The sequence below is a fragment of the Mesorhizobium sp. M2E.F.Ca.ET.219.01.1.1 genome, from assembly GCF_004016445.2.
Classification (GTDB): domain Bacteria; phylum Pseudomonadota; class Alphaproteobacteria; order Rhizobiales; family Rhizobiaceae; genus Mesorhizobium.
On sequence record NZ_SADT02000128.1, the window covers coordinates 1 to 348 of the forward strand.

Below are 348 nucleotides of genomic sequence, written 5' to 3' on the forward strand. Positions count from 1 at the left end.
GGAGGAGCTGTTCGAACTCTGCGGTTCCATCCAGGTGATCCAGCAGGGCCGGCTGAGCCCGCCGCTGGTGACGCGCGACACCAGACCCGAGGAGATCGGCCGCTACATGATCGGCGCCCATTCGACGGCCAGGAAAGTCCCTGCATGATCGCTTCCTCCAGGCCGTTCCTTCCCGTTCTGGTTCGCCGGGAGCATGCCTCGCTTACCGTCAAGCTGGTCGCCCCGCCCGTGGCGCTCGGCCTGGCGACGCTCCTCAATCTCGGGCTCTACGTGCTGATGGGCCGCGATCCGGTAGCCGTTTTCCACGCGATGCTTCTGGAACCCTTCCTGTCCTGGGTCTCGTTCTCG

The 348-nt window shown here is 65.5% G+C and carries 1 pseudogene; it reads left to right on the forward strand.

What is annotated here, in order from left to right:
* Positions 1–144: 144 nt before the first annotated feature.
* A pseudogene (locus EN862_RS35210) lies at positions 145–348 on the forward strand (ABC transporter permease); the annotation flags it as partial.